20 protein-coding genes are annotated in these 20,081 nt (G+C 50.8%); 14 read left to right on the forward strand and 6 right to left on the reverse strand.

The features are described from left to right. Nucleotides 1-4: 4 nt before the first annotated feature. Entirely contained in the window at nucleotides 5-550 is a 546-nt protein-coding gene (locus ACZ520_RS05880) for a GNAT family N-acetyltransferase (protein WP_464127748.1), read from the forward strand. A gap of 42 nt (nucleotides 551-592) precedes the next feature. Here the strand turns inward: ACZ520_RS05880 and ACZ520_RS05885 are convergent, their stop codons facing one another. From ACZ520_RS05885 to clpS, 4 genes are all read right to left on the reverse strand, one after another. Further along, nucleotides 593-2,755: a transglycosylase SLT domain-containing protein gene (locus ACZ520_RS05885; protein WP_464127749.1), complete on the reverse strand. Its 2,163-nt coding sequence runs from the start codon at nucleotides 2,753-2,755 to the stop codon at nucleotides 593-595. A 99-nt stretch (nucleotides 2,756-2,854) separates the two neighbouring features. Beyond that, a complete protein-coding gene (gene htpX / locus ACZ520_RS05890; protein WP_011163785.1) occupies nucleotides 2,855-3,751 on the reverse strand; it encodes a protease HtpX in 897 nt (298 codons plus the stop codon). Between the two features lie 61 nt (nucleotides 3,752-3,812). Continuing rightward, nucleotides 3,813-6,143 carry an ATP-dependent Clp protease ATP-binding subunit ClpA gene (gene clpA, locus ACZ520_RS05895; RefSeq protein ID WP_417866483.1) on the reverse strand — a complete coding sequence of 777 codons (2,331 nt, stop codon included), beginning with the start codon at nucleotides 6,141-6,143 and terminating at the stop codon, nucleotides 3,813-3,815. Then, on the reverse strand, nucleotides 6,140-6,484 hold the full coding sequence (gene clpS, locus ACZ520_RS05900; protein WP_011163787.1) for an ATP-dependent Clp protease adapter ClpS: 345 nt from the start codon (nucleotides 6,482-6,484) through the stop codon (nucleotides 6,140-6,142). Before clpS ends, clpA begins: the two co-directional genes overlap by 4 nt. Before the next feature lie 224 nt (nucleotides 6,485-6,708). Between clpS and ACZ520_RS05905 the strand changes: the two genes are divergently transcribed. The 5 genes from ACZ520_RS05905 to ACZ520_RS05925 all read left to right on the forward strand — a co-directional run bounded on the left by ACZ520_RS05905 (nucleotide 6,709) and on the right by ACZ520_RS05925 (nucleotide 12,485). Further along, a complete protein-coding gene (locus ACZ520_RS05905) occupies nucleotides 6,709-7,278 on the forward strand; it encodes a type IV pilin protein (protein WP_464127750.1) in 570 nt (189 codons plus the stop codon). Nucleotides 7,279-7,282: 4 nt separating this feature from the next. Beyond that, a complete protein-coding gene (locus ACZ520_RS05910) occupies nucleotides 7,283-7,969 on the forward strand; it encodes a tetratricopeptide repeat protein (RefSeq protein WP_464127751.1) in 687 nt (228 codons plus the stop codon). 541 nt (nucleotides 7,970-8,510) lie between these two features. Beyond that, entirely contained in the window at nucleotides 8,511-9,626 is a 1,116-nt protein-coding gene (gene dnaJ, locus ACZ520_RS05915; protein WP_088565774.1) for a molecular chaperone DnaJ, read from the forward strand. Between the two features lie 259 nt (nucleotides 9,627-9,885). Further along, complete coding sequence (dnaK, locus tag ACZ520_RS05920; RefSeq protein WP_088565773.1) at nucleotides 9,886-11,799, forward strand: molecular chaperone DnaK; 1,914 nt, start codon at nucleotides 9,886-9,888, stop codon at nucleotides 11,797-11,799. Between the two features lie 89 nt (nucleotides 11,800-11,888). Then, nucleotides 11,889-12,485, forward strand: a complete 597-nt coding sequence (locus tag ACZ520_RS05925) for a Crp/Fnr family transcriptional regulator (protein WP_088565772.1) — start codon at nucleotides 11,889-11,891, stop codon at nucleotides 12,483-12,485. Here the strand turns inward: ACZ520_RS05925 and ACZ520_RS05930 are convergent. After that, nucleotides 12,468-13,328 carry an MBL fold metallo-hydrolase gene (locus tag ACZ520_RS05930; RefSeq protein ID WP_088565771.1) on the reverse strand — a complete coding sequence of 287 codons (861 nt, stop codon included), beginning with the start codon at nucleotides 13,326-13,328 and terminating at the stop codon, nucleotides 12,468-12,470. The two genes, ACZ520_RS05925 and ACZ520_RS05930, sit on opposite strands and share 18 nt — an antisense overlap. A gap of 185 nt (nucleotides 13,329-13,513) precedes the next feature. Here ACZ520_RS05930 and ACZ520_RS05935 point away from each other — a divergent pair, with 185 nt between their 5' ends. The 7 genes from ACZ520_RS05935 to ACZ520_RS05965 all read left to right on the forward strand — a co-directional run bounded on the left by ACZ520_RS05935 (nucleotide 13,514) and on the right by ACZ520_RS05965 (nucleotide 19,097). Continuing rightward, the gene (locus tag ACZ520_RS05935) at nucleotides 13,514-13,837 is read left to right on the forward strand and encodes a rhodanese-like domain-containing protein (protein WP_088565770.1); all 324 of its coding nucleotides are present in this window, start codon (nucleotides 13,514-13,516) and stop codon (nucleotides 13,835-13,837) included. Continuing rightward, nucleotides 13,834-14,253, forward strand: coding sequence for a YeeE/YedE family protein (locus tag ACZ520_RS05940; RefSeq protein WP_464127752.1), 420 nt, complete (start codon nucleotides 13,834-13,836; stop codon nucleotides 14,251-14,253). Before ACZ520_RS05935 ends, ACZ520_RS05940 begins: the two co-directional genes overlap by 4 nt. Before the next feature lies 1 nt (nucleotide 14,254). Next, nucleotides 14,255-14,695, forward strand: coding sequence for a DUF6691 family protein (locus ACZ520_RS05945; RefSeq protein WP_088565768.1), 441 nt, complete (start codon nucleotides 14,255-14,257; stop codon nucleotides 14,693-14,695). 10 nt (nucleotides 14,696-14,705) lie between these two features. Then, nucleotides 14,706-15,485 carry a sulfite exporter TauE/SafE family protein gene (locus tag ACZ520_RS05950; protein WP_088565767.1) on the forward strand — a complete coding sequence of 260 codons (780 nt, stop codon included), beginning with the start codon at nucleotides 14,706-14,708 and terminating at the stop codon, nucleotides 15,483-15,485. Nucleotides 15,486-15,564: 79 nt separating this feature from the next. Beyond that, nucleotides 15,565-17,502, forward strand: a complete 1,938-nt coding sequence (gene acs / locus ACZ520_RS05955) for an acetate--CoA ligase (RefSeq protein ID WP_464127753.1) — start codon at nucleotides 15,565-15,567, stop codon at nucleotides 17,500-17,502. A gap of 13 nt (nucleotides 17,503-17,515) precedes the next feature. Next, nucleotides 17,516-18,034, forward strand: a complete 519-nt coding sequence (locus tag ACZ520_RS05960) for a DUF6580 family putative transport protein (protein ID WP_464127754.1) — start codon at nucleotides 17,516-17,518, stop codon at nucleotides 18,032-18,034. Nucleotides 18,035-18,038: 4 nt separating this feature from the next. Further along, the gene (locus ACZ520_RS05965; RefSeq protein ID WP_464127755.1) at nucleotides 18,039-19,097 is read left to right on the forward strand and encodes a tRNA-dihydrouridine synthase family protein; all 1,059 of its coding nucleotides are present in this window, start codon (nucleotides 18,039-18,041) and stop codon (nucleotides 19,095-19,097) included. Nucleotides 19,098-19,099: 2 nt separating this feature from the next. Here the strand turns inward: ACZ520_RS05965 and ACZ520_RS05970 are convergent, their stop codons facing one another. Next, nucleotides 19,100-19,354 carry a glutaredoxin gene (locus ACZ520_RS05970; protein WP_417869987.1) on the reverse strand — a complete coding sequence of 85 codons (255 nt, stop codon included), beginning with the start codon at nucleotides 19,352-19,354 and terminating at the stop codon, nucleotides 19,100-19,102. A gap of 47 nt (nucleotides 19,355-19,401) precedes the next feature. Between ACZ520_RS05970 and ACZ520_RS05975 the strand changes: the two genes are divergently transcribed. After that, on the forward strand, nucleotides 19,402-20,058 hold the full coding sequence (locus ACZ520_RS05975) for a class I SAM-dependent methyltransferase (protein WP_464127756.1): 657 nt from the start codon (nucleotides 19,402-19,404) through the stop codon (nucleotides 20,056-20,058). The last annotated feature ends 23 nt before the right edge of the window (nucleotides 20,059-20,081 follow it).

Genomic DNA, 20,081 nt, shown 5'->3' on the forward strand with positions numbered 1-20,081 from the left:
GTACATGTATTCAAAAGACCTTGGAAGTGGCTTTACGGTGAAAGAGGTATCTGCGGTAGAGCTCAATGCCTGCTTAGATGAACACTTCGCATCTGTATATTCAAACAGGCATGAGGCTGGGGCAGTTCCGTTCGATGACCCTCAAGCGCAGGCGAAAATTGATGAACGTCGTAAGCAGGAGCAGAGATACCGGCTGAGACTGGCTGTGTTTTTTGAGGGCGGTATCGTTGGGTGGCACTATGGTCATGCAACGGATGCTGAAACCTATTATATGCAAAATTCAGCGGTGCTGCCATCCTTTCGCGGCAAAGGCCTTTATGCCAAACTCCTGACCTGCACGCTTCAAAAGCTTCAGGAAGAAGGATTCCAGGTTGTTACCAGCATTCATCACCCTAACAACCCGTCGGTCTTGATTCCGAAGTTAAAGGCTGGGTTTATCGTTACGGGCATGCAGTTTCATGAACGCTTTCGTTCGTTGATAGAGCTGAAATACATTTATAACCCTGAGCGCAGAAAGCTGTTCTGTCGGAGTTTGGGACTGGATATCTAAATAAAAAAAAGCCACCTTGTCGGGTGGCTTTTTTGTTTGAGATTATCTGGAAAGCTTCAGCAGTTCTTCCGGGAACAGCGAGCCTTTGTCCTGATGAAGCAGTCTTTGATAGAAGACGTAATTTCGCATTGTCAGTTTGATGTAAGATCGGGTCTCTTCGTACGGAACCTCTTCAATGAATTCCACGGAATCATCACGGTAGCGGGTTTTCAGCCAGCCGCGGATGGCGCTGTCGTTGGCATTGTAACCGGACACTGCCAAAATGTACTGATCCTTATACTTGCGCATCAGATTCTTCAATTCAAAGGCCCCCAGCGGGACGTTGATTTCAGGCTTGTACAGGTCCAGAGCCTCGCCATAAGGCAGACCGTTTTGTTTGGCTAGCTGCTTTGCCACGCTGGGCAGAAGCTGCATCAAACCGAAGGCATCCACCGGGCTGCGCGCTTCTGGGTTGAAGGCGGATTCCTGACGGATGATCGAGAAAATGAATTCCTGCGGAATGCCGCTTTTTTTGGAAGCAGCAGCAATGATGTCGCCATAAGCCTGCGGGAACAGCAGATCCGGATGGTCATTTAGCAAACGATCCTTCACCTGAGGTTCCAGCGCCCCAATCGCCGAGAATAGCGGCAGGTAAAGGCCGGAACGGGCATAGCCTGAAGACACTGCAAGCCAGGTCTTTTCAGCAGTGACATTGCGTTTTTTCAGATCATCGACGGCGATGTTCAGGATTTTTTCCGCGAAAGGTTTTTCGTTCACGGCAATCAGCCATTCGGTGGTCATGCGAGTTTGCACATCCAGTTCTTCAATCGAGAACAGACTTAATCCCTGCAGCTCGTTCACGTCCACTTTCAGGGGCGGGAACTCCCAGCCCAGTTCGCGGTAAGCCAATACGCCATAGTAACCCAGCGGATCTTCTTTGATCAGGGTTTGCAGTTCGACTTGGGCTTCGGGAGCTTGATCAAGCTTCTTTAGCGTGCGCGCCAGCCAGAATCGGGCGCGCGCCTTGTCGGAAGAATCCTTCACCAGGTCCTTCATTTGCTCAAGGCTGCTTTTCGCCTCGGGCCATTGGGAAAGTTTGTAGTAGTTCCAGGATTTCAGCCACGCGATCTTGTCACGCAAGCCGGTGAAACTTACGGGTTGCTGGTAGCTGGCTTCGAAATATTCCAAAGCCTTTTTGAAATCACCCTTTTCTTCGTCAATACGACCCAGGATGAAATAAACCTCATCCATCGGATAGGACCCACGAAGCAGGCGGTGAGTTTCATTCAATACTTTCACCGCACGCGATGTCTGATCTTCCGTCCACAAAGTTTTAGCAAACAGAACCTGAGAATCATGGAAGCGGGCAATCGAGCGGCGGTCTTTTTTGTTTTTCTGGAACTGAGTTTTGGACCAGTTCACGACATCGGCGGTCGCATTGATGTATTCTGTGCGACGCTGAGCCACTTTGTAAGTCTGACGGATGTTTTTCAAAGCCTGGAACTGTTCATCCGCCGTGGCTTCCTTGGCCGCCAGAATTTTCTTATAAGTCGCAAGAGCCTGATCAAATTCACGGTGGAAACGATAGTCCGAGGCCACAGCGCTGAGGTCTTTGTAAGCCGGAAGCGGGTTCAGGCGCGGAGAGTTTTTATAAAGCTGGGTTTGAATGCTTTGAATGTCCTCTTTCAATTCGAGCTTCTGCGCGATCAAAAGGGCTTTCATGTAGTATTCTTCTTTTTTCTTTTTATTGGATTCAGCGCGGGCTTTTTCGATATACGCCGGCAGGTCATCCTGAAGTTCTTCAGAGGCCAAAGCCTCTTTCAGCTTGATGTCGATGTAAAGTTCGCGGTACCACGGAGCCACGTTTGCTGGCAGCTCTGCCAGGGTGTTAATGCGCTCACAGGATTCGTAGGCACGCAGCAAAGCCAGATCATGCAGCGGGAACTCGGGGATCAGGGAAAGGCGGGTGAAGCCCGCGCAGGCCTCTTGGGGCTGCTTTTCTTTTTTGGCCATGGAAACGGTGTAGGTCTTCCACCACAGAATGTTATTTTCGTTAGAACCGACTTCCAGTTTTTCCAGATCTGAAATTGGAGCAGATCTCCACTTTGCCATAAAGTTTGGCAATGGCGGAGTCAGGCGCTTGTCGATACGGGAATCAAAACGCGAGGTGGTCGCGCAACCAAGAATCACAGAGAAGAATGTCAGGGCTAGTACTATACGAGGCATACCAGTAAGGGTATGCCCATTCAGAGGAAGAAACAACCCCGCAGGGCGGAAAGCCATTCTAAAGTTGGCTTTCCGCTGCGCGCGGTCTTGCAGGTCGCCTTAGAAGCGACCGCGCTGAAGAGCTTCGATACGAACTTCCAGAGGAGGGTGAGTCATGAACAATTTGGCGATTCCACCTTTGTCGCGGTTGGAAATCATCAAAGTCGCAGTCTGACCTTCTTCCGGTGGAATTGGCAGATCATACACAGAGCGCAGTTTTTGCAAAGCCGCGACCATGCTGTCACGGGAGGAATACTTCGCGCCACCGGCATCCGCACGGAATTCGCGCTGACGGGAGAAGTAGTTCACCACGATAGAACCCAACATTGTGAAGGCGATATCGCCCAGGATCGTCACGGCAAAGCGCACGATCTCGCGGTATTTCTCGTCCACGTTGGCAGCCACAAGGCCGGCCAGGATGCGGGAGAAGAACATCGCAAAGGCATTCACGATACCTTGGATCAGAGTCATGGTCACCATGTCACCGTTGGCGATGTGGGCCACTTCGTGCGCCAGAACGCCGTCGACTTCTTTTTCATTCATTCTCTGCAAAAGTCCGGTGGAAACCGCAACCAGAGAGTTCTTTTTGGAAGGACCTGTCGCGAAAGCGTTGATGTCCACGGATTCGTAGATACCAACCTCTGGCATTTTAGGAAGCTGAGCACGTCTTGCGAACTCATGAACTTTGTTAACCAGATTGCGCAGTTCCGGATTTGGATTGTTGGCGTCGATAATTTTCACGCCATGGAACATCTTCGCCATCCACTTGGACATGAACAGGGAGATGAACGCGCCACCCATACCCCAAACGGCACAGAAGGCCATCAGGAACGGAATATAAGAGTTAAGTCCCGCCATGCCTAGGAAGCGGCTGACGATAGACCAAACAATCCCGATCGTGACGATCACAAGGACGTTCGTTAGAACAAATAGACCAATACGTTTCAAAAATGCCATTTATGCACTCCTTCTAGAGTCACCATTAATAATGATAACTCTAAAAGGAATGTCAATGCCATCACGTTGTGACAGGTTGTTTTTGATTTTTTTGACCGCTTCCGCCAGTGGGGGTGGTGCTAAAATGGAACTTGAGCAAATCCTTTTCGAGTTCAACACTTACGCGTCCACCGTCAACAAGACGGCCGAAAAGAAGTTCGTCCACCAAGGCTTTCTTCAGATTTTCGTCCACGCAACGAGCCAAAGGACGCGCTCCGTAAACCTTGTCATAGCCCTTTTTCATTAGCCACTTAATCACATCTTGAGAAACGTTCAGTTCCACTTTTTTCTCAAGCAAAGTCATTTTCAGCTCGTCCACAAATTTCTGAGTGATACGGATGACCATATCTTCAGAAAGATCGCGGAAGGCCACCACGGCATCCAGGCGGTTGATGAATTCTGGCGCAAACGCTTTTTTGATCGCATCCATGGACAAAGACCCACGGTTTTCATCGATCAAACCAATAGTGCCGCGGGATGTTTCAAGGGCGCCGGCGTTGGAAGTCATCACCAGAACCACGTTCTTGAAGTCAGCCACGCGACCATTGCTGTCGGTCAAACGACCCGCATCCATCACTTGCAGCAAGATGTTGGTGATGTCCGGGTGCGCTTTTTCAATTTCGTCCAGCAACAGAACACAATAAGGATGTTTGTTCACGGCTTCCGTCAACAAACCACCTTCTTCATAACCCACGTATCCCGGAGGCGCGCCGACCATACGGGCGACGGCGTGCTTTTCCATGTACTCACTCATGTCAAAGCGTTCAAAGTGAACACCCATGATCGTCGCGAGCTGTCGGCAGACTTCCGTTTTACCAACACCCGTAGGTCCGGTGAACAGGAAGCTTCCGATAGGTTTGTTCGGACGGCCCAGGCCGCTGCGCGCGTACTTGATGTTCGCGACCAGGCGGTCGATGGCTTCGTCCTGACCAAAGATAAGGGCTTTCAGTTTTTTATCCAGATCACGCAACTGCGTTTTTTCACTGGAAGAGATACTAGCCACCGGAAGGCCGGTCATTTTGGCAATAACCTCTTCGATTTCAGGAACGCCGATTTTGATGTCTTCCGCATTTTCATATTTCAGGCGGAAGTAAGCACCAGCTTCGTCCAAAACGTCGATGGCTTTGTCCGGAAGCAGTTTTCCGTGAATGTGCTTCTGGGAAAGTTCCACAGAGGCCTGAATGGCTTCATCCGAGTAAGAGACCTGGTGGAACTCTTCATAGGATTTACGCAAGCCTTTCAGGATTTTCACGCAGTCTTCTTTGGACGGTTCGTGGATGTCGATTTTTTGGAATCGACGATTCAGCGCGCGGTCTTTTTCAAAGTACTGGCGGTATTCCGTGTGGGTGGTGGAGCCAATACAGCTGATATCCCCGCTGGCCAAGGCGGGCTTCAAAAGATTCGAAGCATCCATCGAACCACCACTGGTCGCACCGGCACCCACAATTGTGTGAATCTCATCGATGAACAAGATGGCGTTCGGGTGTTTTTCGATTTCTTTGACGACGGCTTTCAGGCGTCCTTCGAAATCCCCACGGAATTTGGTGCCCGCAAGCAGGCCGCCCAGATCCAAAGAGTAAATAACGGCATTTTTCAGTTTTTCAGGAACTTGGTTTTGCACGATTTTTTGCGCCAAACCTTCCGCGATGGCAGTTTTACCAACGCCGGGTTCGCCGATCAAAAGCGGATTGTTTTTGGTGCGACGGCAAAGGACCTGAATGGTTCTTTCAATGACGTCCTCACGGCCAATCAAAGGGTCTAACTTTCCTTGTTTGGCGCGTTCGTTCAAGTTCACGCAGAAACTTTCAAGCGGGGAGCCGCGGGTTTCATCTGCGCCTTCAGCTTGGTATTCTGCCGATCTTGGTGCGGAGGCCGAAGGGATGTCGTGATCTTTCCCGTCTTTGGTGATCCCGTGAGAGATAAAGTTGATGATGTCAAACTGGGTCAACCCTTGGCGAGCCAGAGCAAAAGCGGCGTGGGAATCTTGTTCATAGAACAAAGACACCAACAGGCTTCCTTCAGAAATCTGATTGCGTCCAGCGCTTTTCATCTGAATTGCCGCACGCTGAATCAGTCGATGGCAGGCGAGGGTGAACTCAGGGGTCCAGGATTCAAAACCTCCATAGGATCCCAATTGTTCATCGGTGATTTGGGGGATGCCGACCTTCAGGTGATCGCGCAGATCCTGTTTTAGTTTCTGCACATTGACTGCGCAGGCTTCCAGAATTTCCACCATCACGGGGGATTCGGACAGGATGAGGAGTATGTGCTCCAGAGTCACAAATTCGTGTCGGTTGCGTTTGGCGAGTTCCGTGGCTTCGGCGAGCTTGCGCTCAAGTTCTCGGCTCATCATGCTTCCTCCTCCAGTGTGCTCTTTAGGGGGTACTGATTGAGTTGCGCGAATTGGTTGACCTGCATCACCTTCATCTCGGCAATCTCAAGGCTGAAGACCCCTGCGACACCTGCACCCTTCTTATGAACATCTAACATTATTTCAGTGGCTTGCTCTTCTGTTTTCGCAAAAAAGCGACGCAATACAAGGACGACAAAGTCCATGGGCGTGTAGTCATCGTTGAGTAGGATCACCTTGTACATCTTCGGAGTGTCTAGTTTTGGGACAAGCTGGACGCCCGCTTCCCCCTCGGGAGATGCAAAAGGATAGTTGCTGTTGCTGTCTTTTTTATTGTTACCCATGTGTTTATTCTACCTTATGACTCAATTTGAGCACTCTTTCGTGTCTGGCAAGTCTAGCAGAGTGAAAAAAGCTGGTTATAGGTCGAGAGCACTGCGTGTCCCTTACATAATAAACATGAAACAAATTACCCAGTCTTATTCGAGACAGGACCTTGCAATAACAATTCACTTTTGACACACTTATGTGGGTAAACAGTTAGTAAAAGAACCATGGAGGTCTTTAAATGTTTTCAGTTAAAAGAAAATCTCAAAGCGGTTTCTCGCTTGTAGAGTTGATGGTCGTTGTTGCGATCATCGGTGTTTTGGCGTCTATCGCCGTTCCATCAATTAACAAGTACTTGTCCAAAGCCCGTCAGACTGAGGCTAAAACAAGTTTGTCCTCTATTTATACCTCGGAGAAGGCTTTCTATGCTGAGTATACCGCTTATCACAGTATGTTTGGTGCGATAGGATACTCCCCTGAAGGTAGTTTGCGTTATAACGTAGGTTTTGCTTCTGGTGCTGGTGATGCTACGGCAGCAAATGGCTTCAATAATCCGCCGACAGCTGCTCCGGGAAATACTCGTAACTCGCTTGCATACTGCACGGGAGGTACGACTGGTTGTACGATGCTTCGCGGTGCTACGAATGCGGTTGCTCCGGCTTTGCCAGGTACTGCTGCCGTAACTGCGCCTGCGACAGGCTCTATTTTCAGAGCTGAAGCAATCGCTGTAATTCATTCTAACGGTGGAAATGATCAGTGGTACATCGATCAGAATAAAGATTTGAGAAACTTCCGTCCGGGTATTCCTTAGTATCATGATTTCAAGACCAGCATTCGCAGTCTTAGTGAAAATCCCAGGCATTTTGCTTGGGATTTTTGCTTTGGGCGTAATTGTCTTTTCATCTGGGAAATTGCAGAATCAAGGTTTGGTTTCTCGAAGTTTAATTGCTCCGCCGCCAATGATTGAGAGAATGGCCTTTGGTTATTCGGAAGTTATGGCTGATGTTTTGTGGGTGCGTTCTATTCAGGATTTTGACTATTGTGAAAAGCTTATCGCAGAGCGTATTTGTGAAAACAACTCTTGGCTGACGAAAATGCTGGATGCAATTACTGATCTGTCCCCATCATTCCGTATGCCTTTTGCTGTTGGTGGATTGGCCCTGACGGTTATTGTTTCTGATATTGACGGCGCCACAAAAATTTTCGACAAAGGCGTCAAAGCTTTCCCGAATGATTGGCCAATTCTATACCGCGCGGCCTATCACTATATGTACGAAGTTAAAGACAACAAACGAGCCGCCGAACTGCTGATTCAAGCAGGAAAGAACGGTGCTCCACCATGGGTATTCACCTTGGCAGGTCGTTTGTATTCAGATGCAGGCAGTCTAGAGCTTGCAGAGTCGGTCCTTCAGGACATGATCAACACCGAACAAGATCCGGTTCTAATCAAGCGCCTTCAGGATAAAATCGAATCCATGAAGAAGACAAAACCAACCAAATAATTCAGCGACTATCGCAAGCACAGCCTGGCCCAACGTGGCAGGTTTTGTAATTAGCAATACATGAATCTCCACAAGCTTTCCCTTTTCTGCAGATCTTGCAGCAGTGCTGAGCCGGAGACCTCAACGGTTGAGCTTCAGTAAGTTTCGCGATACTGAAGACAGTCGAAGACGACGAAGCCATCTGCGCAGAACTGATAGAGCAAACCGCAAAGATTAAAGTAAAAATCAGTATCACCCCACGCATACCACCTCCCGAGTAGTACTCATCGGAACAATGTAAACATTCTTTAGTTAATCCTGTCTCCGCCCTTAGACGCTATGCGCACCCGAAAAGCCACCGTCAGGTCACGGGGAGGGTGTCCCTGCTGCCTGCAAGTTCCGCAGCGAAGCGAGGACTGTCCGAAGCGGGCAGCAGGGAAGCCCTCCCCGGGGCCGTGTCGCACAAGGTTTTTTCGAGGAAGCCTTGACGGGCGTGGTTTTGACACCCTATTTTGTCATATTCATCACGAAAAATAGCGCACAACGTTAGGTTCCATAAACTATGGCTGGCAAAAGAGATTACTACGAAATTCTGGGCGTCGAAAAAGGCGCTGATCAGGACACCATCAAAAAAGCTTATCGCAAATTGGCGATGCAGTTCCATCCGGACAAAAACCCCGGCAACAAAGAGGCCGAGGAAAAGTTCAAGGAAGCTGCAGGGGCTTATGAAGTTCTGAGCGACGCACAAAAACGCGCGCAGTACGATCGTTTTGGTCATGACGCCTTCACTCGTGGTGGTGGCGGTGGTGGCTTCACGGATGCAGAAGACATCTTCTCGCACTTCGGGGATATCTTTGGCGACTTCTTTGGTGGCGGCATGGGCGGCCAGCAAAGACAGCGCAGAAACCGCAATGAACCGCGCCGCGGCTCTGATTTGCGCTATGTGACCGAGATCACATTGAAAGACGTTATCACGGGCATTGAAAAAGAAATCGAATTTGATACCGACAAAAACTGTGAAGAGTGCAAAGGCACCGGCGCCGAAAAAGGCTCGCAAGTCAGCACTTGCGGCACGTGTGGAGGTTCTGGCCAGGTCGTGCGCCAGCAGGGCTTCTTCGCGATGGCATCCACATGCCCAACCTGTCATGGCCAGGGCACAGTGATCAAAAATCCGTGCAAGCCCTGCAAAGGCAAAGGCCGCGTGGCTGAACACCGCAAGATCCGTCTGAATATCCCGGCAGGGGTGGACACGGGCACACGTCTGCGTGTGGCGACGGAAGGTGAGGGCGGTTACATGGGGGGACCTCCGGGCGACCTGTATGTTGAAATCCGCGTTAAACAACACAACAACTTCGAACGTCGCAACGAAGATCTTTTCGCCGAGCTGTCACTGCCTTACGTGCAGATGCTTCTTGGTGCAGAAATCGAAGTGCCGACCGTCACAGGCAAAGCCAAACTGGAAGTCCCTAAAGGCACTCACCATGGTGACAACGTGAAACTTGCGGGTGAAGGATTACCTTCGCTCAGAGGCAACCGCCGCGGTGATATCTACTTCACTGTGAACGTGCAGTTCCCGGAAAAATTACATAAAGACGAAGAGAAGCTTTTGCGAGAAATTGCTAAGGCACGCGGTCTGAATGTGACCTCGGAAGGTGGCTTCTTCGGCAAGAAGAAATAGGATCCCGCAAAAAATTGCGGCCCCGGCGCAGAAGGGTTACGCCAGGGCCTAGAGGGGTCTTGTTTTTGTTTTGTTTTAAGAGAGGAGCGAGGTCACATCATGCCTTCAGCTGCCTCATAACACGAGTTAAAACCCTGTAAGATATTGAAATTATTCGTTAAATAATTGTCATAAAAAAGTGAGCCCACCGGCTTGACGAAATCAGGGTCGGACACACATTTAAATTGCTGAAAACAGCTAATTTTAAGGAGATTTAGGTATGGGTAAAATTATTGGTATCGACTTAGGAACGACGAACTCATGCGTCGCGATTATGGAAGGCGGAGAGCCTAAAGTACTCGTGAACGAAGAGGGCGCTCGTACCACTCCTTCAGTTGTCGCGTACACCAAAGATGGTGACCGCTTGGTTGGTCAAATTGCCAAACGTCAGGCTGTAACCAATCCTGAGAACACGATCTATTCTGCGAAACGTTTCATCGGCCGCAGATTTGAAGAGATTCAAGAAGAGATCAAACTGGTTCCTTACACTGTTGTTGCCAAAGGCAATGACTGTGCGTTCAAGGTTCAGGGCAAAACCGCTTCTCCAGAAGAGATCGGTGCTGCGGTTCTTGCGAAGCTGAAAAAAGTGGCAGAAGACTATTTGGGTGAACCCGTAACAGAAGCGGTTGTCACCGTTCCAGCTTACTTCAACGATGCGCAAAGACAGGCGACAAAAGACGCCGGTCGTATCGCTGGTTTGGAAGTAAAACGTATCATCAATGAGCCGACAGCGGCGGCATTGGCCTACGGCATGGATAAAAAGAAAGACGAAAAAATCGTTATCTACGACTTCGGTGGTGGTACGTTCGACGTTTCCATCCTTGAAGTGGGTGACGGTGTTGTTGAAGTTCGCGCAACCAACGGTGACACTCACCTGGGTGGTGATAACTTCGATACAGTGATCCTGGAGTGGTTGATCACGGAGTTCAAAAAAGATCAGGGTATTGATCTTAAGAACGACAAAATGGCTTTGCAGCGTCTGAAAGAGGCGGCTGAAAAAGCGAAGATCGAACTTTCTTCCGCTCAGGAAACAGAAATCAATCTTCCGTTCATCACGGCGGACCAGTCCGGTCCTAAGCACTTGCAGACTCGTCTGTCTCGCGCGAAGTTTGACCAGATGACTGAAGATCTTGTGAAACGCTCTATGGAACCTTGCCGTAAAGCTTTGGCCGATTCCGGTTTGAAAGCTTCTGAAATCGACGAGGTTGTCCTGGTGGGTGGTTCCACTCGTATCCCTGCGATCCAGAAAGCCGTTAAAGACTTCTTCGGTAAAGAGCCAAACCGCTCTGTGAATCCGGATGAAGTTGTGGCGATCGGTGCCGCAGTTCAGGGTGGCGTTCTTGCGGGTGACGTGAAAGACGTCCTTCTGCTGGACGTGACTCCACTAAGCCTGGGTATTGAAACCCTGGGTGGCGTGATGACGACTTTGATCGAAAGAAACACGGCGATTCCTTCCAAGAAATCCCAGGTGTTCTCGACAGCCGCTGACAATCAACCTGCCGTGGACATCCACGTCCTTCAGGGTGAGCGTAAAATGGCTGGCGACAACAAAACGCTGGGTCGTTTCGAACTGGTAGGCATCCCACCAGCTCCACGTGGTGTTCCGCAAGTTGAAGTAACATTCGACATCGACGCCAACGGTATCTTGCACGTATCTGCGAAAGACATGTCTTCCGGCAAGTCCCAGCAGATCAAGATCACGGCTCAGTCCGGTATGTCTGAGGACGAGATCAAACGTGCGGTGGCGGACGCTGAAGGTCACGCAGAGGAAGATAAACGCAAGGCCGAGGCGGCAACACAAAGAAACAACCTCGACAACCTGGTTTATCAGACTGAAAAACTGATCAAGGATTCCGGTGCTCAGTTGCCAGAATCTGAAGTGAAGTCTGCGAACGAAGCGGTTGCTGAAGCCAAGAAGATCCTTGAAAACAAGTCTGCCTCTGGCGATGAGTTGAAAGGGGCCTTCGAAAGACTTCAGAACCTGACGCACAAACTGACTTCCGAGCTTTACAAAAAGCAAGGGGCTCAGCCAGGTGCTGAAGGTCAGCAGGCTGACGCAGCTGACGGCGGCGATGCTTCTGCGAATAAAGGCGGCGACGATGTGATCGACGCTGACTACAAAGACGTAAACTAATCAGGGGTCATTCCTGAAACTAAAAGCCGGGTTGGAAACAGCCCGGCTTTTTTTATGTCCAAAACCCGGTTTTGTGATTTAATGACAGTATGGAATTCAAAGATCTGTTTTCTCAAGCCGTCGCAAAGAACTTCCGCCGCGGGGACGTGGTGTATCGTGCTGGTGAAACACCCCAGAATATTTATTTTGTCGAATCAGGCCTGGTGGGTCTGGGGTTGTGGGGCGAGTCGGGTAAGGACCATCTGGTGCGCCTGTTTCGTGAGGGCCAGATTTTTGGACATCGCAGCCTGTTTGCCAATGAACCCTATCATGCCACCGCCACGGTGATTGATGACAGCGTCCTTCGTGTTATGAGCAAAAACGAAATGCGCCAGCAGATGAAGGGCAACTGTGACCTCGCGGAAAAGCTTTTGGAGACTTTGGCGATTGAACTGCGCCGGGCCGAGGCCAAGCAACTGACGTTGAGTGAAAAAGACGCCCCGGCGCGTATTGCTGAAGCGGTGGTGTACTTAAAAGAACTTCATCCCGAATACTCGTGGACCCGGCAAGAGATCGCCGATTTCTGCGGGACCACCACGCCCACCGTGATCCGCACCCTGGCCCGCTTCGTGGAAGACGGGCTGATTGAGCAGCGTGGGCGGGAAATCATTATTCTCGACAAAAAGAAATTACTGGCGCAGGGGTAACTTCAAATACCGTGTGCCGTTTTCCTCCGCCGCCGGAAGCTGGCCCGCGCGGATATTCACCTGAATGCTTGGCAGAAGCAGTTTAGGGGCTGCCAACGTGGCATCACGCTCTTGGCGGAACTTCACAAAGTCTTCTTTGCGGGTGTGACCCTTCAGTTGGATGTTCTGATTTTTTTCTTCATTGACGGTTGTTTGATACATCAACGCCCGGCCATTGGGCTGATAGTCATGACCGACAAAAATCCGGGTGTTTTCCGGAAGGGAATAAATCTTTCCAGTGACCGAGTCGTAAAGATTTTCAGCACTGCCTGCCGGGAAGTCGCAGCGGCCCGTGCCGGAATCAGGCATAAACAGCGCATCCCCGGTAAAGATCGCATCCTCAATCAGATAAGACGCGCACGCCGGAGTGTGGCCCGGTGTGAACAGGGTTTTAATTTTCAACGATCCCGCCTGCAGGACTTCGCCTTCTTTTAGCAGGATGTCAAAGTCAGAACCGGATGTGTTCAGGTCGTTCATATTGAAGACCTTCTTAAACACCTTTTGCACTTCGGTGATGCGTTCGCCGATGGCGACCTTGATGTCCGGGAAGAAGTTTTTAAAAAGTTGAGAGCTGGACAGGTGATCCGCATGGGCATGGGTTTCCATGACATAGTGAGGATGCAGGTTCATCTCTTTCACAAACGCCACCACCGGATCCATTGATTTTGTTGAGAGTTTACCCGATGCCGGATCATAGTCCCATACGGGGTCAATCACCACGGCATCCCGTGTGTCCTGGTCATAAACCACATAGGTCAGCGTCGAAGTGACGCTGTCAAAGAAGTGCTGAATTTGCAGTTTCATGGAAAACCTCCTGCTGAAAGCCTGTCTCAGGTTTCTGGCTATGGTTCATTATAGAACAAAGACCGGCCCCTGAGTTATGTCCTGGGACATCAGAGAAGGTTTTTCTTTATGTCCCCGGGCATAACACCCAGACCGAGGATAGCCTTAGGATGAAGTCCTGTGAAGCCAAATAAGCGAGGACTGCTATGCGTGAAATAAGCTGTGAACAACTCAAAGAAAGAATGAACGAATTCCGTCTGGTGGATGTGCGCACCCCCGAAGAATACACCGGGGAGCTGGGGCATATTGCGGGCACAGAGCTGCGTCCGCTCGGCCCTGCATTGCTGGAATTTTTGAAAACCCTGAACCCGTCCGAGAACATTGTCTTTGTTTGTCGGAGTGGGGCAAGATCAGGACAGACCACACTTCTCAGTGAAGAGATGGGATTCACCAGCACCTACAACATGGTGGGTGGAATGCTACGCTGGAATGAAATGGGATATGCAGTGACTAAAGGAGCAGGAAAATGATGAACAGTATTTTGATGGCTTTGGCGGGCGGCGCTTTGATCGGCCTGGCGGCCTCGTTGATGTTGATTTTGAACGGTCGGGTCACGGGTATCAGTGGCATCGTGAATGGATTTATCGGCGATGTCCGCAAGGATCTGTGGCGAGGTGCCTTTATCCTGGGGCTGTTGATCGGCGGTCTGGTGTTGGGAGCTTTGCAGCCGGATATGTTCGTGAACACCTCGGGCCGATCCGTGGGCGTGGTTCTGATTGCCGGTTTGATCGTGGGCTTTGGCACGGTGATGGGCAGTGGGTGCACCAGTGGCCATGGTGTTTGCGGCATTGCGCGCTTTTCTGTGCGCTCGCTGGTGGCGACCGCAACATTCATGATTATGGGAATGCTGACGGCCACACTCTTTAAAGCATTGGTGGGAGGCTGATATGAATAAAACATCTATGAAACAGACTGCGGCGGCTTTTGTGGTGGGACTGATATTTGCGATCGGCCTGGGAGTTTCGGGTATGACTCAGCCCCAGAAGGTCATCGGCTTTCTGCAGTTGGGTGAGGGCTGGGATCCGTCACTTATGTTTGTCATGATCGGCGCCATCCCGGTTCATATGCTGAGTTATCGTTGGATGAAAGGGCATCGCACACCTTTGTTGGACACTCAGTGGCATGTGCCGGTGTCTAAGGAAGTCACCCGGCCCCTGGTGGTCGGAAGTGCTTTGTTCGGTTTGGGCTGGGGTTTGGGCGGATTTTGCCCGGGGCCGGCACTGACTTCTGCTGGAGCCGGTCAGGAGATGGCGATCTACTTTGTGATTGCGATGCTTGCGGGAATGGGACTTTATCGCCTGTACGCCCGCTTCACTGTGAAAGGGTGAGGTGTTTTTTATGGAACTGTTGGGTTATTTCGGTGCCAGTCTTGTCGGGATTTCTTTAGGCCTTCTGGGCGGAGGCGGTGCAATTCTGGCAGTTCCTTTGTTTGTATACTTCTTTTCGCTGCCGCCGTCTTTGGCCACGACTTATTCATTATTTGTGGTGGGGGTGTCGAGCCTGATCGGCTTTGTCCGGAATTTTCGTCAAGGGCAGGTGGATCTCCGAGCAGGATTTTATTTTGCAGTGCCATCTTTTCTTGGGGTGTTGTTGGTGCGTCGCTGGTTGCTGCCGATAATTCCGGATCAGTGGGTTTGGGGACCGGTTCTATTTAACAAAGAAGTTGTGATCTTAAGCTCTTTTGCCGTGGTCATGGTGATGGCTGCCTTGGCGATGTTGCTGCCTCGTGCATCTGCAGTGAAGGATCCTGCCGCGCCAGGAGTGTTTGCTCTGAAAGCACTGGGTGTCGGGGCGGTGACGGGCTTTGTGGGGGCTGGTGGTGGATTTCTGATCGTGCCGTCCTTGGTGCGCATGTCGGGGCTTGGAATGAAAGTGGCCGTTGGTACATCTTTGGGGGTGATTGCCGCCAATTCACTGCTGGGTTTCTTTGGCGATCTTTGGGCCCGGACACCGATGGACTTCGGTTTGCTCTTGCGGGTCGGTGCTCTGGCCGTGGCGGGAATTTTTGTTGGCTCCTACTGGTCGCAGCATACATCCGAGGCGCGCTTAAAGCCGGCCTTCGGGATCTTTGTTTTGCTTTTGGGTGGAATTATCATTGTGCAACAGATGCTTAATTAACACTTTTAAATACTTTCCTGGGCGTTAACGTTTGACCTCATTCTCAGTTGATTTACGATTAAATCCATAAGAGGTGAGTATGCACAAAGATCTTTATCCCGTAGACGCAGAAGTGGCAAAAAACGCCCTGATCAATGAAGCAAAATACAAAGAAATGTATGAGCGTTCGATCAAGGACAACGAAGCCTTCTGGGCCGAACAAGCCGAGCGACTGGATTGGATCAAAAAGTGGGACAAGGTCAAAGAAGTCAGCTTCAAAAAACCTGTCAGCATCAAGTGGTACCTGGGTGGAAAACTGAATGTGTCCGTCAACTGCGTGGACCGTCACCTAAAAACCCGCGGCGATAAAACCGCTTTGTTGTGGGAAGCGGACAATCCCTCCACCCCTTCTCGTAAAATCACATACAAAGAACTGCATCTGGAAGTGTGCCGTTTTGCCAACGTCCTGAAAAAAATGGGTGTAAAAAAAGGCGACGTGGTGACGATCTATATGCCGATGATTCCGGATACGGCCGTGGCGATGCTGGCTTGTGCGCGCATCGGGGCGGTTCATTCTGTGGTGTTTGCCGGATTCTCTCCGGATTCTATTTCTGATCGTATTTTGGACGGGCAGTGCAAGTTTGTGATCACCGGTGATGCCGGTTATCGCGGTAGCAAAGTGGTGGCACTAAAAGAAAACATCGATAAAGCGCTGGTGAAAACTCCGGATGTGCAGAAAGTTCTGGTGGTGAAATACGCAGGCAGCTCTGTCGACATGAAGCCGGGCCGCGATCTTTGGTATCACGAAGAAGTCAAAACCGTCAGCGACCAGTGCGAACCAGAGCCGATGGACGCGGAAGATCCCTTGTTTATTCTGTACACCTCCGGCTCCACCGGAAAACCCAAAGGCGTGATGCACACCACAGGGGGATATCTGGTTTATGCCAGCATGACCCATCAGTATGTCTTTGATTATCACGAAAATGACATTTACTGGTGCTCGGCCGACGTGGGTTGGGTGACGGGCCATAGCTACATTGTCTATGGACCCTTGGCGAATGGTGCGACCACTTTGTTCTTTGAAGGGGTGCCGAACTATCCGACACCATCGCGATTCTGGGAAGTGGTCGACAAACACAAAGTCACGATATTCTATACCTCGCCAACGGCGATTCGCTCCCTGATGCGTGAAGGGGAAGGTCCGGTCAAAGCAACCTCAAGAAAAACTCTGCGCCTGTTGGGTTCAGTCGGGGAGCCGATCAACCCTGAAGCCTGGGCGTGGTATCACGACGTGGTTGGCGAAGGACGCTGTCCTATCGTGGATACGTGGTGGCAGACAGAAACGGGTGGCATTTTGATCACTCCGCTTCCGGGCGCGATTGCGCAAAAGCCGGGGTCGGCAACGTTGCCGTTTTTTGGGGTGCAGCCGAAACTTCTGACCAACGAAGGTCAGGAAATTCAAGGACCGGGTGAAGGTGTGCTGGTGATTGCTGATTCCTGGCCGGGCCAGATGCGCACGGTGTATCGCAATCACGAACGTTTCGAAGACACTTACTTCTCGAACTATCCGGGATACTATTTCACGGGTGACGGCTGTCGCCGCGATCAGGACGGGTACTATTGGATCACGGGCCGTGTGGATGACGTGATCAACGTTTCCGGTCACCGTCTGGGGACGGCAGAAATTGAATCGGCGCTCGTGGCTCATCACAAAGTGGCGGAAGCCGCTGTGGTGGGGTATCCCCATGACATCAAAGGGCAGGGGATCTATGCCTTTGTGACTCTCAAGTCCGGTGAAACTGCCAGCGAGGATTTGCGTAAGGAGCTGATCCAGACCGTGCGTAAAGAGATCGGTCCTATTGCGACTCCGGATCTGATTCAGTGGGCGCCACGCCTGCCTAAGACCCGTTCGGGCAAGATTATGCGCCGAATCCTGCGTAAAATCGCCGAGAACCACCCGGATCAACTGGGGGATACGACAACCTTGTCAGAGCCAGCGGTGGTCCAAGAACTGGTGGACAACCGAATGAACCGGTGATAGCTTGCGCGTCATGAACACACGTATGATGACCCTGATTTTGATGGTAGTTGCAGCGGCTTTCAGCCGTTTGATCCCTCATCCTTGGAACTTCACCGCGATTGGTGCGATGGCTTTGTTTGGTGGGGCTTACTTCCCATCCAAAAAACAATCTTTGTTGATCCCGCTGGCAGCGCTGTTCATCAGCGATCTGGCTTTGGGTTTCCATAACACCATGTTGTTTGTGTACCTGGGCTTCACTTTGGTGGTGATGCTGGGTTGGGCTTTGCGCGATCAAAGAAGTGTTTTCAAAGTGGGCACTTCCGCTTTGGTGACAAGCTCGGTGTTCTTCCTGGTCTCTAACTTTGGTGTTTGGGTGATGGGCACAATGTACGCTCCGACTTTCAATGGTCTGGTGCAGTGCTTGGTTGCGGGCATCCCGTTCTTTGACAACCAGATTTACGGGGACTTGTTCTTCTCTGGTTTGTTGTTCGGTGGCTATGAAGCCGTCAAAAAATACGCGCCTGAATTCCTTGGCGCGGCTGTAAAATAAGACAGTGAAACTGGGTCTTCATCGTCCGGTTCTGGACGGTAAAGTGAACTTCCCGTTGTGTCTGGCTCCGATGGTGGGCCTGACTCACGTGGCTTTGCGCGAAGTCATGCGCGATTATCTTCCGGCCGAGGCTTACACCATCTGGCCGACCGAGATGTTAAACTCCCGCCGTATTCCTGGCGAAAATCTTGAAAAGACCCCTGAAACCATGCGCGCGGCCCACGAGCCGGGCTTGGTGCCACAGATCCTGGGCAACGAGGAAGACGCCATCGCTGAAAGCGTGAAACGTCTGGTGGAGTGGGGCGCTGAAGCCATCGACATCAACATGGGCTGCCCGGTGCAAAAAGCACTGAAACACAATTACGGTGTGGCGCTGATGGGGGATCCGGCCTATGCCGCCGAAGTGGTGCGCATGACCGTCAAAAATTCCACGGTGCCGGTCAGTGTGAAATTGCGCGCGGTTGGCAGCACGAAAGAGTTCGACGAACTTTTGACGTTCGTGTCGGGGCTTCGTCAGTCGGGCGCCGCTTGGGTGTGCCTTCACCCAAGAACAGCAGCGCAAAAACGCCGTGGCAATGCTGACTGGGAGCAGATCAAACAACTTCATAAAGCTGTCGATTTCCCGGTCATTGGAAATGGCGACGTACAAACTTATGATGATGCCATCAACATGCTGAAAGAAACCGGCTGTGACATGGCGATGGCGGGCCGTGGTCTTGCCGCTCGTCCGTGGATGATGTGGCAGTTGGGTGAAGAGCTGGGCTTTGCTCCCCCAGCGGGGAAAGAAGGCCAGAAGGCTCCGCGCACGTCAGAAGAAGAGGGTGCAGAGTACGGCAAATGTTTACTCAAATTGATCGAGCGTTGTCGGTTCTATTTCGGGGACGATCTGGCGATGCGCAAAGTGCGCTTCTATGTTCGCACCACAAGTGTGTGGTTGCCATTTGGTAACACGTTGGTGGGAGTCTGTGCGAAAGCCCGCACTGTCGATGAAATGATCGAGGGTGTGACGAAATTCTTCGAAGGCCCCGTGGAGATGAGTCTGCGCACGGAGCTTCGGCAGTAATCTTATTCCTGCAGCAGAGGCATCAGTTTGCCTTCTTCATCCAATGCTTTCAAATCCGTGTAACCACCGATCAGTTTGCCATTGATCATGATGATAGGAACGGTTCTCCAGCCGGTTTCATTTTTGATTCTTTCAATTTCTTCAGGTTTGTCGGTCAGATCGATGATGTCAAAGGCGATGCCTTTGTCTTCCATGAAGTGAATCGCGCGATCGCAGTAGGGACATGGGTTTTTCTTGTAGATTAATACTTTTGCCATAATTCTTTTTGACATAGCTAAGAGGGGGAGACAAGGTTTCATCTAAGATGAACTGCCTGCTCTGTCATTCGCCTCATTCAGCGCCCTTCAAAGTGGATAAAAAGCCCGTTCGCAGCTATTTTCATTGCGCAGAGTGTGATTTGATCTTTATGGATCCCGCAGAGCGTCTTGGTCCGCAGGAAGAAAAACAGCGTTATGACCAGCACGAAAATCAGGGAGGTGCCGGGTATCTGGCATTCTTCGAGCCCCTTATTAACAGCATTGAAGAACACTTCAATGCTGCTGGTGTGATGGGGTCCTCACTGACTTCTTTGGATTTTGGCTGTGGTCCGACGGCGATGCTTTCGCAGCTTTTGAATCTGCGTGGATTTAAAACTCACGATTATGATTTGTACTATCATCCGAATCAGGATGAATTGCGCAAAACCTATCACTTGGTGACGAGCACCGAAGTGTGGGAGCACTTGTATAATCCCCGTACCGAAATCGAACGCATGTTGCGCCTTTTGAAGCCGGGAGGACTGCTTGGAGTGATGACTTCCGGTCATCGCGGGGAAGCTGTCTTCCACGATTGGCACTATCGCCGAGATACGACTCACGTCGTATTTTTCTCAGAGCAGACCATGCAGTGGATTGCCCAGACCTATAAAATGCAGTTGATAAAAAGTCGAAGCCCATACTGGATTTTCCAGAAATTGTTCTAGCCTTAACGGGTGATACAAAAGTT

The sequence above is a fragment of the Bdellovibrio sp. BIS2 genome, assembly GCF_055398295.1.

Excerpts from the sequence above, each read along its gene's own strand:
- ACZ520_RS05880 (WP_464127748.1), top strand. The coding sequence starts at position 5 with ATGTATTCAAAAGACCTTGGAAGTGGCTTTACGGTGAAAGAGGTATCT.
- ACZ520_RS05885 (WP_464127749.1), bottom strand. The coding sequence starts at position 2,755 with ATGCCTCGTATAGTACTAGCCCTGACATTCTTCTCTGTGATTCTTGGT.
- htpX (WP_011163785.1), bottom strand. The coding sequence starts at position 3,751 with ATGGCATTTTTGAAACGTATTGGTCTATTTGTTCTAACGAACGTCCTT.
- clpA (WP_417866483.1), bottom strand. The coding sequence starts at position 6,143 with ATGATGAGCCGAGAACTTGAGCGCAAGCTCGCCGAAGCCACGGAACTC.
- clpS (WP_011163787.1), bottom strand. The coding sequence starts at position 6,484 with ATGGGTAACAATAAAAAAGACAGCAACAGCAACTATCCTTTTGCATCT.
- ACZ520_RS05905 (WP_464127750.1), top strand. The coding sequence starts at position 6,709 with ATGTTTTCAGTTAAAAGAAAATCTCAAAGCGGTTTCTCGCTTGTAGAG.
- ACZ520_RS05910 (WP_464127751.1), top strand. The coding sequence starts at position 7,283 with ATGATTTCAAGACCAGCATTCGCAGTCTTAGTGAAAATCCCAGGCATT.
- dnaJ (WP_088565774.1), top strand. The coding sequence starts at position 8,511 with ATGGCTGGCAAAAGAGATTACTACGAAATTCTGGGCGTCGAAAAAGGC.
- dnaK (WP_088565773.1), top strand. The coding sequence starts at position 9,886 with ATGGGTAAAATTATTGGTATCGACTTAGGAACGACGAACTCATGCGTC.
- ACZ520_RS05925 (WP_088565772.1), top strand. The coding sequence starts at position 11,889 with ATGGAATTCAAAGATCTGTTTTCTCAAGCCGTCGCAAAGAACTTCCGC.
- ACZ520_RS05930 (WP_088565771.1), bottom strand. The coding sequence starts at position 13,328 with ATGAAACTGCAAATTCAGCACTTCTTTGACAGCGTCACTTCGACGCTG.
- ACZ520_RS05935 (WP_088565770.1), top strand. The coding sequence starts at position 13,514 with ATGCGTGAAATAAGCTGTGAACAACTCAAAGAAAGAATGAACGAATTC.
- ACZ520_RS05940 (WP_464127752.1), top strand. The coding sequence starts at position 13,834 with ATGATGAACAGTATTTTGATGGCTTTGGCGGGCGGCGCTTTGATCGGC.
- ACZ520_RS05945 (WP_088565768.1), top strand. The coding sequence starts at position 14,255 with ATGAATAAAACATCTATGAAACAGACTGCGGCGGCTTTTGTGGTGGGA.
- ACZ520_RS05950 (WP_088565767.1), top strand. The coding sequence starts at position 14,706 with ATGGAACTGTTGGGTTATTTCGGTGCCAGTCTTGTCGGGATTTCTTTA.
- acs (WP_464127753.1), top strand. The coding sequence starts at position 15,565 with ATGCACAAAGATCTTTATCCCGTAGACGCAGAAGTGGCAAAAAACGCC.
- ACZ520_RS05960 (WP_464127754.1), top strand. The coding sequence starts at position 17,516 with ATGAACACACGTATGATGACCCTGATTTTGATGGTAGTTGCAGCGGCT.
- ACZ520_RS05970 (WP_417869987.1), bottom strand. The coding sequence starts at position 19,354 with ATGGCAAAAGTATTAATCTACAAGAAAAACCCATGTCCCTACTGCGAT.
- ACZ520_RS05975 (WP_464127756.1), top strand. The coding sequence starts at position 19,402 with ATGAACTGCCTGCTCTGTCATTCGCCTCATTCAGCGCCCTTCAAAGTG.